This window comes from Rhizobium sp. B21/90, assembly GCF_019355815.1.
Lineage (GTDB): Bacteria > Pseudomonadota > Alphaproteobacteria > Rhizobiales > Rhizobiaceae > Rhizobium > Rhizobium rhododendri.
This window is the reverse complement of the sequence record NZ_CP072162.1, coordinates 3,232,159-3,244,326: the sequence shown is the minus strand read 5'-3', so window position 1 is coordinate 3,244,326 and position 12,168 is coordinate 3,232,159. Positions and strand designations below refer to the sequence as shown.

Annotated in this window: 11 protein-coding genes; 7 read left to right on the top strand and 4 right to left on the bottom strand. The window is 62.0% G+C overall.

The window, feature by feature from the left end; all coding sequences use genetic code 11:
* Positions 1-63: 63 nt before the first annotated feature.
* On the bottom strand, positions 64-360 hold the full coding sequence (groES, locus tag J5278_RS15715) for a co-chaperone GroES (protein ID WP_142824105.1): 297 nt from the start codon (positions 358-360) through the stop codon (positions 64-66).
* Positions 361-679: 319 nt separating this feature from the next.
* Here groES and J5278_RS15710 point away from each other — a divergent pair, with 319 nt between their 5' ends.
* The 4 genes from J5278_RS15710 (at position 680) to mctP (ending at position 4,324) form a co-directional block, all read left to right on the top strand.
* Complete coding sequence (locus J5278_RS15710) at positions 680-1,528, top strand: TIGR01459 family HAD-type hydrolase (protein WP_209182931.1); 849 nt, start codon at positions 680-682, stop codon at positions 1,526-1,528.
* A gap of 21 nt (positions 1,529-1,549) precedes the next feature.
* Positions 1,550-2,530 (top strand): bifunctional riboflavin kinase/FAD synthetase, encoded by a 981-nt coding sequence (locus J5278_RS15705; RefSeq protein WP_209182929.1) that lies wholly within the window; start codon positions 1,550-1,552, stop codon positions 2,528-2,530.
* A gap of 131 nt (positions 2,531-2,661) precedes the next feature.
* Positions 2,662-2,859: a DUF3311 domain-containing protein gene (locus J5278_RS15700; protein ID WP_111217578.1), complete on the top strand. Its 198-nt coding sequence runs from the start codon at positions 2,662-2,664 to the stop codon at positions 2,857-2,859.
* Positions 2,849-4,324: a monocarboxylate uptake permease MctP gene (gene mctP / locus J5278_RS15695; RefSeq protein WP_219258287.1), complete on the top strand. Its 1,476-nt coding sequence runs from the start codon at positions 2,849-2,851 to the stop codon at positions 4,322-4,324. The genes J5278_RS15700 and mctP overlap by 11 nt, the downstream gene beginning before the upstream one ends.
* A gap of 316 nt (positions 4,325-4,640) precedes the next feature.
* Here the strand turns inward: mctP and J5278_RS15690 are convergent, their stop codons facing one another.
* Positions 4,641-5,081, bottom strand: coding sequence for an RES family NAD+ phosphorylase (locus J5278_RS15690; protein ID WP_209182932.1), 441 nt, complete (start codon positions 5,079-5,081; stop codon positions 4,641-4,643).
* Positions 5,081-5,491: an antitoxin Xre/MbcA/ParS toxin-binding domain-containing protein gene (locus J5278_RS15685; protein WP_209182933.1), complete on the bottom strand. Its 411-nt coding sequence runs from the start codon at positions 5,489-5,491 to the stop codon at positions 5,081-5,083. Before J5278_RS15685 ends, J5278_RS15690 begins: the two co-directional genes overlap by 1 nt.
* A 292-nt stretch (positions 5,492-5,783) precedes the next feature.
* On the opposite strand from J5278_RS15685, the gene ileS reads away from it, so the two are divergent.
* Both ileS and J5278_RS15675 read left to right on the top strand, forming a co-directional pair.
* On the top strand, positions 5,784-8,759 hold the full coding sequence (ileS, locus tag J5278_RS15680; protein ID WP_209182934.1) for an isoleucine--tRNA ligase: 2,976 nt from the start codon (positions 5,784-5,786) through the stop codon (positions 8,757-8,759).
* A 134-nt stretch (positions 8,760-8,893) separates the two neighbouring features.
* Entirely contained in the window at positions 8,894-9,523 is a 630-nt protein-coding gene (locus tag J5278_RS15675; RefSeq protein ID WP_142824109.1) for a hypothetical protein, read from the top strand.
* 16 nt (positions 9,524-9,539) lie between these two features.
* Here the strand turns inward: J5278_RS15675 and J5278_RS15670 are convergent, their stop codons facing one another.
* Entirely contained in the window at positions 9,540-9,995 is a 456-nt protein-coding gene (locus J5278_RS15670; protein WP_209182935.1) for a nucleoside deaminase, read from the bottom strand.
* A gap of 145 nt (positions 9,996-10,140) precedes the next feature.
* Here J5278_RS15670 and J5278_RS15665 point away from each other — a divergent pair, with 145 nt between their 5' ends.
* Positions 10,141-12,165 carry a pseudouridine synthase gene (locus J5278_RS15665; protein ID WP_374108571.1) on the top strand — a complete coding sequence of 675 codons (2,025 nt, stop codon included), beginning with the start codon at positions 10,141-10,143 and terminating at the stop codon, positions 12,163-12,165.
* Positions 12,166-12,168 lie beyond the last annotated feature (3 nt).

Genomic DNA, 12,168 nt, shown 5'->3' with positions numbered 1-12,168 from the left:
AAAAACTCCCGGGCTGATGCCCAATTGGTTTTATGGAATTGTTGACGAAGAAAACCGGCTGGATCAGCCGATGATCCCCATGATGTCGGCTTCCTTCATGATGAGAAGGTCTTCGCCGTCGAGCTTGACTTCAGTGCCCGACCACTTGCCGAACAGGATGCGGTCGCCAGCCTTGACGTCCAAAGGAATGATCGTGCCCTTGTCGTCACGAACGCCGGTGCCGACAGCGACGATTTCGCCTTCCTGCGGCTTTTCCTTGGCGGTGTCAGGAATGATGATGCCGCCCTTTGTCTTGGCTTCAGATTCGACGCGGCGTACGACGACGCGGTCGTGCAGCGGGCGGAAATTGGTGGTTGCCATTGTCTAATCCCTCGATCGAATGACATTCACGGACCACGGGGGATCCGTATGGGTAGTGTTGGCACTCAGCCTCGGCGAGTGCTAACGACCTGCATTTAGGGACGGCGGTCGCGGGAGTCAATAACAGCGATAGTGAATTTTTGTACCGGAATTGTGACCCCGGCCAGAATTGCACGAACCCGTTGCTGGCCATGCAAGCGCATCCGCCATGCGACTGCGGCAATTCGGCGTCCCGGGCGAGCGGTGCTTTTTCAGACTTGTAATCTTGAAGCTGGTTTGCGATGTCAGCCGCAACGTCTTTTACCGGAAGAACAACGGCATGGCCAAGCGTATCGATAGCCTCCGCGACCTCACCAGCGCCTATGACGTCGTCCTGTGCGACGTCTGGGGCGTACTTCACAACGGCGTCGTGGCCAATGCAGATGCTTCGGCGGCGCTGGAGGCTGCCCGTGGGCGAGGCCAGACCGTGGTGCTGATCACCAATTCCCCGCGTATCTCGCCGCAGGTCGTCGAGCAGTTGCGGACCATCGGCGTTTCGGACGGTGCCTATGACCGTATCGTCACATCCGGCGACGTCACGCGCACGCTAATCGCCGAGGGTCCGAAGTCGGTGTTTCTGCTCGGCCCGGACCGCGATGTCGCCCTGATCGAGGGCCTTGGTGTGGACCGTGTTTCCGCTGACGAAGCGCAGTCGGTGGTCTGCACCGGCTTTTTCGACGACGAGACCGAGACCCCGGAAGACTATACCGACATGCTGAAGGCCTTCGCGGCTCGCAACGTGCCGATGATCTGCGCCAATCCGGATCTAATCGTCGAGCGCGGCCACAGGATGATCCCGTGCGCCGGCGCCATGGCTGCCTATTACAACCAGATGGGCGGCCAGACCCGCGTTGCCGGCAAGCCGCACCGGCCGATCTATGAGGCGAGCCTTGCGGCCGCCCGCGAGGTGCGCGGCGATTTCGATCTGTCGCGTGTTGTCGCCATCGGCGATGGGATGCCGACGGACGTGCGGGGCGCACTCGGCTATGGTCTGGACTTGCTCTATATCAGCCAGGGGATCCATGCCGGCGAATACACGATTGACGGCAAGGCGGATGAAGCAATCCTGCATGCCTTCCTGGACAGGGAGCAGGCGTCACCGACATGGTGGATGCCGACGCTCGCCTGAAACAGTCTGGATATTGACGCTATGACCGTTTTTCATCGAAACGAGACCCGTGAACAACTGCCGGCGCACCTGCGCGGTGGCGTGATCGCCATCGGCAATTTCGACGGCGTCCACCGTGGCCACCGGTCGGTGCTGGATCGGGCGCTGGAGATTGCCAGGGCACGCGGCGTTCCGGCACTGGTGCTGACATTCGAGCCGCATCCCCGCTCGGTGTTCCGCCCGGACGAGCCTGTCTTCCGTCTCACGCCTGCGCCGCTGAAGGCGCGCATCCTTGAGGCGCTCGGCTTTGACGCCGCCATCGAATATCCGTTCGATCGCGAATTTTCGCAACGCTCTGCAGACGAGTTCGTCAGCACGATCCTGATCGACTGGCTCGGCGCCTCCGAAGTCGTCACCGGCTTCGATTTCCATTTTGGCCACGGCCGCGAAGGCGGTCCGGCCTTCCTGATGAACGCCGGCAGTCGCCATGGTTTCGGGGTGACGTTGATCGACGCCTTTCGCGACGAGAATGCCGAGGTGGTGTCCTCGAGCCGTATCCGCGCATTGCTGGTGGACGGTGAAATGTCCGAGGCCGCCGGTCTGCTCGGCTATCGCTACCTCGTGGAAGCCGACGTCATAGGAGGCGAAAAACTCGGGCGCACGCTCGGCTATCCCACGGCCAACATGCGGCTGCCACCGGAAACCGAACTGCGCAACGGCATCTATGCCGTGCGCTTCCGCACTGCCGACCGTGTTATCTACGATGGCGTCGCCAGCTACGGACGCCGCCCGACTGTGACAGAAAACGGCGCGCCGCTGCTCGAAACCTTTTTGTTCGATTTCAGCGGCGATCTCTACGGGCAGCACTGCTCGGTGTCGTTTTTTGGCTATCTGAGGCCCGAACTGAAGTTCGACGGACTGGAGCCGCTGATCGCCCAGATGCGCAACGACGAGGCCGAGGCGCGGGCGTTGCTGTCAGGCGTCGCACCTCTCGGCGAACTCGACCGCATCCTCAATTCCTGATGCTGCGCCGCGCAATCGAATTGTGGGGTTTGTAAGGCAAAATTGCTTGCGCAGCCAAGCTTAGCGTTTATGTCTTGGGCATTCTAGAAGCGGAATCGCCGCGCTAAAATGTCCGAAAGGCACTGCTCATCATGGACAAACGTTCCGGAAAGGCAGCCCTCTGGCTGCTCGTCATTCCCTACATCGGGCTCCTCTGGGTGCCGTTCTACAATTTTCGCGATCCGGTGCTGTTCGGGTTTCCGTTCTTCTACTGGTACCAGCTTCTCTGGGTGCCGCTCACGGCTCTGCTGACATACATCGCTTACCGGAGCACGCGCCATGACGACTGATATCAATCCAACGGCGCTCGCCGTCTTCCTGTTCTTCTTCGCGCTGGTCACCATCATGGGCTTTGTCGCCGCCCGTTGGCGCAAGCCGGAGACACTGGCCCATATTGACGAATGGGGCCTCGGCGGCCGTAATTTCGGCACCTGGATCACCTGGTTCCTCGTCGGCGGCGATTTCTACACCGCCTACACGATCATAGCAGTGCCGGCGCTGGTCTATGCCGTCGGCGCCTACGGCTTCTTCGCGCTACCCTATACGATCGTCGTCTATCCCTTCGTCTTCATGGTCATGCCTGTTCTCTGGAAGCGCGCCAAGGACCATGGCTATGTCACCGCCGGCGATGTCGTGCACGGCCAGTACGGCTCGCGCGGCCTGGAGCTGGCCGTGGCGATCACCGGCGTCATCGCCACCATGCCATATATCGCATTGCAGCTGGTGGGCATGACCGTCGTGCTCAAGGCGCTCGGCCTGCACGGCGAACTGCCGCTCGCCATCGCCTTCATCATCCTTGCGGTCTACACCTACTCGTCCGGTCTTCGTGCGCCGGCGCTGATCGCCTTCGTCAAGGACATCATGATCTATATCGTGGTGATCGTCGCGGTCGCCGCCATTCCGATGAAGCTCGGCGGCTACGCCAGCGTCTTTGCCGCAGCCGACGCCGATTTCCAAGCCAAGGGGTCCGGCAGCCTGTTGCTCGGCAGCAATCAGTATGTCGCCTATGCCAGCCTTGCGCTCGGCTCGGCACTTGCCGCCTTCATGTATCCGCACACACTGACCGGCATCTTCGCCTCCAACAGCGGCAACACCATCCGCAAGAATGCCGTGCTGCTGCCAGCCTACACGCTGCTGCTCGGCCTCCTGGCGCTGCTCGGCTACATGGCGCATGCCGCCCATCTCACGGTCTCAAGCCCGAACGAAGTGGTGCCGGCGCTGTTCCAGTCGCTGTTTCCGAGCTGGTTCACGGGCTTTGCCTTCGCAGCGATCGCCATCGGTGCGCTGGTGCCGGCTGCCGTCATGAGCATCGGTGCGGCCAACCTCTTCACCCGCAATTTCTGGAAGGCCTACGTCAATCCCGACGTCAGCCATGCGGGCGAGGCGCAGGTCGCCAAGATCGCCTCGCTGGTGGTCAAGGTCGGCGCGCTGCTGGTCATCCTGTTCCTGCCGACGCAGTTCGCCCTCGACCTGCAGCTGCTCGGCGGCATCTGGATCCTGCAGACCCTGCCGGCTCTTGTGTTCGGCCTCTACACCAACTGGTTCCGGGCACAGGGCCTCCTTGCCGGCTGGTTCGTGGGCTTCTTCGGCGGCACCTATCTGGTGTGGATCAACGGCTGGAAGCCGATGCAGGCCATCGCCTTCGGCGGCGCGCCCGTCATGATCTACATCGGCCTGCTGGCCCTTGCGGCAAACATCGTCGTCGCTTCTGCAGTGAACGCGGTGACGAAGGGTAGGGCCGTCGCACAGGCCTGACGGATCGAGCCTGGCCGTGGGTGGCAACGCCCGCCTCCTGGCAAACCCTGAAGAAGCTTGGTTGACGAGAGCTATCCCCACTCTCCCTCTTCCTCGCCCTTGTGGCGGGGATCCAGCGACACGGCGTCTGTCGGGTCAAAGGACTCTTTCAGCTCAAGGACTTGAGCTGAATGGATCCCCGCCACAAGGGCGAGGAAGAGGGAGAGTTTGGCAACCGGCTCAATTCCCGACTGACCTGTAGACTTGTTGGATATTGCCTTTGTCAGCCGTCTGGCCCGGGGGCTGCAACGCCTGCTGTCTCTTGCTCCCATTGACCCTACAGCTGCAGGAGACGGCTGTCGAAAGGATAGGATTTACTCTCCTCGATCCGGATTTCACCGGCGCGGGGATGCTGCGGGTTGATGAGAATGTTGGCCGCCGGCGGCATGATCGCTGACGGCACGCGGATCAGGCAAGCCTCGCCGCTCCGCAGGAGCTGGCTGCCTTTCGAGCGGGTGCGATTGATGTCGTCGAAATCGCCCTGATCGATGTCAATGTCGACTATTGGCAGATCGTCCGGACTTGAAATCCGCAACAGCTGGAAGGTCTCCGGAATCTGCTCAAGGCTGACCTGCACGAGCGTCTCCAGCAATGCAGTGGACGGATGATCGCAGCAATAGACGACAGGTATGCCCAGGTCGTGCCATCGGCCTGGCGCGACCAGCCCACCGCGACCGGAGAGGTCCGCGTAGTTGGATATGCGCCAGAGGATTGTCATCAGACATAAATGCCGTAGTCTATCTGATACAGCGACGTCTCGACCAGACGGGCTCCGGTCTCCGATTCCAGCAGGTCGATCGGGGCGATCCCTTTCAGCGCGCGATTGGGCTTGCGCAGCCAACTGTGGGCCTTGTCATGGTCGCCAAAAACCTTGTCTGCCAGCTCGCTGATGCGCAATAGGCGCTGGGCGCTGTCGTTTTCGGCAAGCGTCAGAGGCTCGCCTTTCTCGACACGCCGCGCAAGCGTTCTGCGCGGCGCCACGAAACGATGGATCTCCTCCGTCGAGAAGCCATGCTCTCTGAGTTGACCGACTGCCTTCGCCTCGAACGAGGGCCAGGCATTGTCGGTCACCATCACAAGTGCCGCTTGTGTCGACCTGCCGCCAGCTATCGGAAAACTATCTGCCATGGGGATGCTCCGTGCCATTTGCCAGTCATCATACGCGCAAATGGCCAAATCTTCAATCGTCGCTTTCGCCGCCGCCAACCTCTTCCTTTTCCCCCGAAAACCGCTTATGAACCGGCGGTAATGACCCAATTTTGGCTGGCAGTAGCGATACGAATTATAGGCCCGGCTTTCCGCGCGCATTAGCTGCCGGAAGGTCCGGGTTCTTGGCGCTTCCCCCAAGCGCTCCTCCGCCACCGAAAATTTCCCGATTGGATGCGCCCGCTTGGGGCTGCAAGAGACGATTGTCAGCACAATGACCGATACGCCTGAAAAGATCGACTATTCGAAGACCCTTTACCTCCCCGAAACCGAGTTCCCGATGCGCGCAGGCTTGCCGCAGAAGGAGCCGGAAATGGCGGCGAAATGGAAGCAGATGGGGCTCTACAAGAAGCTCCGCGCTTCTGCTGCCGGCCGCGAAAAGTTCGTCCTGCACGACGGCCCTCCCTATGCCAACGGCAACATCCATATCGGCCACGCGCTGAACAAGGTGCTGAAGGACGTCATCACCCGCTCGTTCCAGATGCGCGGCTTCGATGCGAACTACGTGCCCGGCTGGGATTGCCACGGCCTGCCGATCGAGTGGAAGATCGAGGAAAAATACCGCGAGAAGGGCAAGGACAAGAACGAGGTCCCGGTCAACGAATTCCGCCAGGAATGCCGCGACTTCGCGCAGGGCTGGATCGACATCCAGTCGGAAGAATTCTGCCGTCTCGGCATCGAGGGCGATTTCGACAATCCCTACACGACGATGGCCTTCCACTCGGAAGCCCGCATCGCCGGCGAACTGTTGAAGATCGCCAAGTCTGGCCAGCTCTACCGCGGCTCCAAGCCGATCATGTGGTCAGTGGTCGAGCGCACCGCGCTGGCCGAGGCCGAGGTCGAATACCACGAGGTCGAGAGCGACACGATCTGGGTGAAGTTTCCGGTGGTGAGTGCCGCGCTCGGAGCAGGTGCTCGCTGGGTTGATGAAAGTGACCTGCCGCAACTTGCGGAAGATGATCTGGCTATCAAAAAAGATTTGCTTGGCGCCAATGTTGTAATCTGGACGACCACGCCGTGGACAATTCCTGGCAACCGGGCCATCGCTTATTCATCGCGTGTGGCCTACGGTGTCTACGAAGTGACGGCATCAGAAAATGATTTTGGCCCGCGTCCGGGCGAAAGGCTGATTTTTGCAGATAATCTTGCCGAAGACTGCTTTGCGAAAGCCAAGCTTCAGTTCAGTCGTCTGCGAGGCGTTTCCGCCAAGCAGCTCGCCGCCATTACCTGCGGGCATCCGCTTGCGGCACTCGGCTACACCTTCAAGGTCCCCCTCATCGACGGCGACCACGTTACCGACGATGCCGGTACCGGTTTCGTGCACACCGCCCCGTCCCACGGTCGCGAAGACTTCGAGGCGTGGATGGCGAATGCGCGCCAGCTGGAAGCCCGTGGCATCTCGTCGAAGATCCCGTTCCCGGTCGACGATGCCGGCTTCTACACCGAGGATGCATTCGGCTTCGGCCCCTCGGCGGAAGGCGGTGCTGCTCGCGTGCTGGACGACAACGGCAAGAAGGGCGATGCCAACAAACGCGTCATGGAGGCTTTGATCGCTGCCGGCAACCTCTTTGCCCGTGGCCGCATCAAGCACGATTACCCGCATTCCTGGCGCTCCAAGAAGCCGGTCATTTTCCGCAACACGCCGCAGTGGTTCGTCTACATGGACAAGCAGCTGGACGACGGCAAGACGCTGCGCATCCGCGCGCTGGAGGCCATCGACCAGACCCGCTTCGTACCGGCCGGCGGCCAGAACCGTCTGCGCGCCATGATCGAGCAGCGCCCGGATTGGGTGCTGTCGCGCCAGCGCGCCTGGGGCGTGCCGATCTGCGTCTTTGCCGATGAAGAAGGCAACGTGCTGCTGGACGATGCCGTCAACGAGCGCATCCTTGCGGCCTTCGAAAAGGAAGGCGCCGACGCGTGGTTTGCCGAAGGTGCCAAGGATCGCTTCCTCGGCAACGAGCATGATGGCGACCGCTGGCAGATGGTCACCGATATCCTCGACGTCTGGTTCGACAGTGGCTGCACCCACACCTTCACGCTGGAAGACCGGCCGGACCTGAAATGGCCGGCCGACGTCTATCTCGAAGGCTCCGACCAGCATCGCGGCTGGTTCCATTCGTCACTGCTGGAAAGCTGCGCGACGCGTGGCCGCGCGCCTTACAACGCTGTCGTCACCCATGGCTTCACTATGGCCGAGGACGGTCGCAAGATGTCGAAGTCGCTCGGCAACACAGTCACCCCGCAGGAAGTCATGGGCCAGTCCGGTGCCGATATCCTGCGTCTCTGGGTCATGAACACCGATTATTGGGAGGATCAGCGTCTCGGCAAGACGATCATCCAGACCAACATCGATGCCTACCGCAAGATCCGCAACACGCTGCGCTGGATGCTGGGAACGCTGGCCCACGATCACGGCGACGACATCGCCTATGCAGACTTGCCGGAACTAGAGCAGCTGATGCTCAACCGCCTGTCCGAACTGGATAAGGTGGTGCGAGGAGGCTACGACGAATTCGATTTCAAGCGCATCGTCCGCTCGCTGTCCGATTTCGCCAATGTCGAACTGTCGGCCTTCTATTTCGACATCCGCAAGGACGCGCTCTATTGCGATGCGCCGTCGAGCCCTAAACGCCGTGCGGCCCTCTATGTCATCCGCAAGCTGTTCGATTGCCTCGTCCTGTGGTTCGCGCCGATGATGCCGTTCACCACCGAGGAGGCATGGCTGTCGCGCGATCCCAATGCTGTCTCCGTGCATCTTGAGCAGTTTCCGACGATTCCCGGCGAATGGTCGAACGAGCCAGTTGCGGAAAAGTGGAAGAAGGTTCGCACTGTTCGTCGTGCCGTCACCGGCGCGCTGGAGATCGAGCGCAAGGACAAGCGCATCGGCTCCTCGCTGGAAGCTGCCCCCGTCGTCCATGTCGGCGATCCCGAGCTTCTGGCGGCGTTGGAAGGTCTCGATTTCGCCGAGATCTGCATCACCTCGGATATTTCCGTCGTGGCAGGCGAGGGACCGGCAGAAGCCTTCCGGCTTGAGGACGGAACCAAGGTCGCCGTCGAGCAAAAACTTGCCGAAGGCGTCAAATGCGCCCGCTCGTGGAAAATCACCAAGGACGTCGGATCTGACCCGGCTTATCCCGATATTTCCGCCCGCGACGCAGCCGCAATGCACGAATTGGCGGCTTTGGCGTGAAGAAAATTACCGGATGAATTGCGTTAACTGCGTTCATCCGGTAAAAGCTGCCTGAAATTGGCCGAAGTTTTGCGCGAAGGGGCGTAGAACCGTGGTGGGCAATGAGTGCGCCGGCACGGCTGGGAAGGGTTTTCATGAAAGCGTTGCATAGGGTTCGTGTTGGCGTCTGCTTGGCTGCTTTGTTGGCAGGCTGCGGCGCGATGTCCGGCTGCATGAGCAGCCCGACCTACGGCACCGACAAGACATCGGGCGAACAGCTGTTCGATGACATCGCCGATATCGGCTCGATCTCGGCTGCGACGCCCAAGGAAAATGCCGTCAAGTATCCGCCTCGTCCGGGCCTCGTAGTGCCGCCGGCCAATGGCAGGTCGACCCTGACGCAGCCGCAGCAGTCGCTGGCCTCCTCTGACAATCCGAACTGGGTCGAATCGCCTGAAGACGCCCGCAAGCGTCTCGTTGCCGATGCAGACGCCAACAAGAATTCCGCCACCTACCGTTCGCCCTTGGTCTATTCCGATAGCCACGCCAACCAGATGACGCAGGCGCAGCAGACCGCGGCCTATCGCGAGGCGCGCAAGCAGCAGGACGGCACATACATCGACCAGCGCCGCTACCTGATCGACCCGCCGGCACAGTACCGCCAGGTTGCCGATCCAGCCGCCCTCAACGATCTCGGCACGCCGGAATCGAAGAAGGAAAAGAAGCGCCTGAAGGATGCCGAAGCAGCCCAGCAGACCAGCAGCTGGTGGAAGCCATTCCAGTAATCGAAGCCTGAGCGCGCTATTCGCCGCGCCGGGCCTGGAAAAAAGCCTTGAGGATATCGCTGGCATCGCTTTCGGCGAGGCCTGAATAGACCTCCGGACCGTGATGGCATGTCGGCTGCGCAAAGAAGCGCACGCCATTGTCGATGCCGCCGCCTTTCGGATCCTCCGCGCCATAGTAGAGCCTGCGGATGCGGGCGAACGAAATTGCCGCGGCACACATCGTGCAGGGCTCCAGCGTCACGTAGAGATCGGCATCGACCAGCCGCTCCTGGCCTAGCGTCGCGCTGGCAAGCCGGATCGCCACGATTTCGGCATGGGCGGTGACATCGTTCAATTCCCGGGTTCGGTTGCCGGCCCTGGCGATGACGGTGTTGTTGAGAACAACCACGGCGCCGATCGGCACTTCGCCACGCTGTCCGGCGGCGCGGGCTTCATCCAGCGCCAGCGCCATGAAATGATTTGTCCTCGCCATCAAGATTTTCCACTTAACCGAAGCGGCGTGACCTGATAGGACACGCCAAAGACCAATTTGGTCTAAAAACTCAGGCAAACATCAAATGACATTCAATGACAAGCCCAAGCGGCCTGGGTCCAAGCCCTTTCTTCGTGATAAGCCGATGCCGAAGCGCGAAGACACCAACGCTGCAAAACCCGCGCCTTCGAAGCTGACCAAGGCGAATATCCCGGATGACGCCGAGCGTATCTCCAAGGTGATGGCACGCGTCGGCGTCGCCTCCCGCCGCGATATCGAGCGGATGATCATGGAAGGCCGCGTCAAGCTGAACGGCGTGCAACTCGACAGCCCGGTCATCAACGTCACCCTGACGGACAAGATCGAGGTCGATGGCGTGCCGATCCGTGGTATCGAGCGCACCCGTCTGTGGCTCTACCACAAGCCTGCCGGCCTGGTGACCACCAATGCCGATCCGGAAGGCCGCGATACCGTATTCGACAACCTGCCGGACGACCTGCCGCGCGTCATGTCGATCGGCCGCCTCGACATCAACACCGAAGGCTTGTTGCTGCTGACCAACGACGGCGGCCTTGCCCGCGTGCTGGAATTGCCGACCACCGGCTGGCTGCGTCGCTACCGCGTCCGCGCCCACGGCGAGATCGACCAGGATGCGCTCGACAAGCTGAAAGAAGGCATCGCCGTCGATGGCGTGCTCTATGGCTCTATCGAGGCAACGCTCGACAAGGTGCAGGGCTCCAACGTCTGGATCACCATGGGTCTTCGCGAAGGCAAGAACCGCGAAATCAAGAACGTCCTCGGCGCTCTCGGCCTCGAGGTTAATCGCCTGATCCGCATTTCCTACGGCCCGTTCCAGCTCGGCGACCTGCCGGAAGGCCAAGCTGTAGAAGTCCGTGGACGCACGCTCCGCGACCAGCTCGGTCCGCGCCTCGTCGAAGACGCCAAGGCGAATTTCGATGCGCCGATCTACAACGTGAGCGGTGGCGACGCAGCTGACGACGACGAAGCGCCCGCCTCCCGTCCGCAGCAGCGCGATGACTGGGTCAAGCGCGAAAAGTCCAGCGACAAGCGCGCTCCCGCCCGTGGCCATCTCGATACGAAGCGCGAAGACAGCAAGGGCGGTGCCCGTGGCAAGGACGACGACCGTCCGAAGCGCGCACCGATGACGACGCCGCGCCGCAGCGCCAATGTTTGGATGGCGCCCGGCGCCCGTCCTCTTGGCGAGAAGGCAGCCGAAAAGGTGGCCAAGAACCTCGAACGATATGGCCCTTCGACCCGTGGTCCGCGCGTGCGCCCCGGCTCCGAGCGCCCGGATGAAGGTCCGCGCGTCCGTGTCAGTCGCGTCAGCGACAGCGAAGGAGAATGGATCCGCGCCACTGACGATTCCGACGACGCCAAGGGCAAGGGCGGCGGTTTCGGCCGCAAGAGCGCCGGCGGCGACCGTCCGCCACGCGGCGACAAACCGTTTGGCGACCGTGCCCCGCGCGGCGACCGGCCCCAGGGCGCAAAGTCCTTCGGTGATCGTCCGGCCCGCAGCGACAAGCCATTTGGTGATCGTGCTCCGCGTGCCGATAAGCCGTTTGGCGACCGCCCGCGTGGCCCGAGCCGCCCGCGTACCGAGGGCGAGGATCGCCCACGGACCAGCTCTTTCCGCAGTGACAGCCGCTCGGATGCCCCTCGTAGCGATCGTCCCTCCGGCGATCGGCCACCGCGCGGTGATCGTCCACAAAGCGATCGTCCTCGTGGCGACCGCCCTTATTCCGGCAGGCCGCGCACTGAAGGCGAGGATCGTCCCCGTGCAAAGCCGTTCCGCTCCGACGCTCCGCGTGGCGATCGTCCTGTCCGCAGCGAACGTCCGCAGGGCGAACGTTCCCTTGGTGACAAGCCGAGAAGCGACCGCCCGACGCGGTCCTTCGATGGCGACCAGCGGTCCGAGCGTCCGGCAAGGACTGAACGTCCCTCCGGTGAGCGCTCGTATGGCGACAAGCCGGCCGGTGCAAAGCCAGCAGGCCGTCCTTATACAGGCAAGCCAGCCGGTAAATCCTTCGGCGGCAAGCCAGCGGGCAAGCCGGGTGCAAAGAGCTTTTCCGGCAAGCCACGCGATGGTGCCGGCAGCGGTCGTCCGGCAGGGGGTGCTCCAAGGGGCGGCCCGAAGGGCAAGAGGGGCTAACGG

Excerpts from the sequence above, each read along its gene's own strand:
- groES (WP_142824105.1), bottom strand. The coding sequence starts at position 360 with ATGGCAACCACCAATTTCCGCCCGCTGCACGACCGCGTCGTCGTACGC.
- J5278_RS15675 (WP_142824109.1), top strand. The coding sequence starts at position 8,894 with ATGAAAGCGTTGCATAGGGTTCGTGTTGGCGTCTGCTTGGCTGCTTTG.
- J5278_RS15670 (WP_209182935.1), bottom strand. The coding sequence starts at position 9,995 with ATGGCGAGGACAAATCATTTCATGGCGCTGGCGCTGGATGAAGCCCGC.
- J5278_RS15700 (WP_111217578.1), top strand. The coding sequence starts at position 2,662 with ATGGACAAACGTTCCGGAAAGGCAGCCCTCTGGCTGCTCGTCATTCCC.
- J5278_RS15710 (WP_209182931.1), top strand. The coding sequence starts at position 680 with ATGGCCAAGCGTATCGATAGCCTCCGCGACCTCACCAGCGCCTATGAC.
- J5278_RS15705 (WP_209182929.1), top strand. The coding sequence starts at position 1,550 with ATGACCGTTTTTCATCGAAACGAGACCCGTGAACAACTGCCGGCGCAC.
- mctP (WP_219258287.1), top strand. The coding sequence starts at position 2,849 with ATGACGACTGATATCAATCCAACGGCGCTCGCCGTCTTCCTGTTCTTC.
- J5278_RS15690 (WP_209182932.1), bottom strand. The coding sequence starts at position 5,081 with ATGACAATCCTCTGGCGCATATCCAACTACGCGGACCTCTCCGGTCGC.
- J5278_RS15665 (WP_374108571.1), top strand. The coding sequence starts at position 10,141 with ATGCCGAAGCGCGAAGACACCAACGCTGCAAAACCCGCGCCTTCGAAG.
- J5278_RS15685 (WP_209182933.1), bottom strand. The coding sequence starts at position 5,491 with ATGGCAGATAGTTTTCCGATAGCTGGCGGCAGGTCGACACAAGCGGCA.
- ileS (WP_209182934.1), top strand. The coding sequence starts at position 5,784 with ATGACCGATACGCCTGAAAAGATCGACTATTCGAAGACCCTTTACCTC.